The organism is Streptomyces sp. UNOB3_S3, from assembly GCF_020740895.1.
In the GTDB taxonomy this organism is placed as follows: Bacteria; Actinomycetota; Actinomycetes; order Streptomycetales; family Streptomycetaceae; genus Streptomyces.
Map to the genome: position 1 here is coordinate 1 of NZ_JAILXP010000702.1, position 1,239 is coordinate 1,239.

At 73.1% G+C, this 1,239-nt stretch carries 2 protein-coding genes; both read left to right on the forward strand.

The genetic code is table 11. The features are described 5' to 3' along the window. Positions 1-500 (forward strand): class F sortase (locus K6I33_RS35135; RefSeq protein ID WP_229358846.1); only part of this gene is annotated, 500 nt, incomplete at its 5' end. Between the two features lie 28 nt (positions 501-528). Further along, entirely contained in the window at positions 529-1,158 is a 630-nt protein-coding gene (locus K6I33_RS35140) for a PH domain-containing protein (protein ID WP_229358847.1), read from the forward strand. Positions 1,159-1,239: the final 81 nt, after the last annotated feature.

Here is a 1,239-nt window from a genome sequence, read left to right on the forward strand (position 1 = left end):
CCGCCAAGCCCGTTCGCGTCAGCATCCCCGCCGCCTCCGTCGACACCGGCCCCCTCCTCGAACTCGGGCTCGCCGACGACGGCACCGTCGAGGTCCCCTCCGTCGGGCAGGCCGACCGCATCGGCTGGTACGACAAGGGCGTCACCCCCGGCGAGACCGGCCCCGCCGTCCTCATCGGCCACTACGACACCGCCGAGGGCCCCGCCGTCCTCAAGGACATCGCCAAGGTCCGCGTCGGCGACCGCGTCACCGTCACCCGCGCCGACGATTCCACCGCGACCTTCACCGTTCGCGAACTGCAACAGGTCGACAAGAAGAACTTCCCCACCCAGCGGGTCTACGGCAACACCGACCGCCCGGAACTCCGCCTCATCACCTGCGGCGGCGACCTCCGCGACGGCCACCGGCCCGACAACATCGTCGTCTACGCCGACCTCACGTCGCGCACGCCGTCGCGCACGCCCGCCACCGCCACTGCCACCGCCACCGGTCATCCGTAGTCGCGCGCGGTCGTGCAGAATCGGCGCCATGACGAGATCCCCTGACGCCCCCGGCCAGGAATACGCCGAGCGGTGCTTCCGCTCCTCCGCCGGCATCGGCGGCGGCGTACTACTGCTCGCCCTGGTCGCGTGGCTGGGCGGCGACGCGATGCTGCGCGGCACGGGCAACGCGCCATGGCTCGCGCTGGCGGGGCTGCTCTTCGCGGTGCCGCTGATCGTCGCTTTCACACTGCGGCCCGCGGTGTGGGCGGGAGAGGACCGGCTGCTGGTGCGGAACCCCTTCCGCACGATCACCCTGCCGTGGGCCTCGGTCGAGGGCGTCCGGGCGGGCTACTCCAGCGAGGTCTTCGCCGACGGGAAGAAGTACCAGCTCTGGGCGATCCCCGTGTCGCTGAAGCAGCGCAAGCGGGCGGCGCGGCGGCAGGCGCGGGATGCGGCGCAGGACGTGACGGGGCGCGTCTCCGTGACCGCCGCCCGCCCCTCCGAGCCGCTGCGGGCCCCGTCCGACCAGGCGATCGAGGATCTGCGGGAGCTGGCTGAGCGGGGCGCCTCCCGCGCGGGGGCGCAGGGTTCGCCCTCTGTGCGGTGGGCGTACGAGTTGATTGCGCCTTCGGTGGTGGGGCTGCTGCTTTTCGCTGCGCTCGCGGCGATCGGCTGACGGGCGCCTCCCGCGCGGGGTTCCGTTGACTTCCGGCTGCCCGCCGTGGGGGTTTTCCGCGCCTTCGGCGCGGTTCTACCC

Excerpts from the sequence above, each read along its gene's own strand:
- K6I33_RS35140 (WP_229358847.1), top strand. The coding sequence starts at position 529 with ATGACGAGATCCCCTGACGCCCCCGGCCAGGAATACGCCGAGCGGTGC.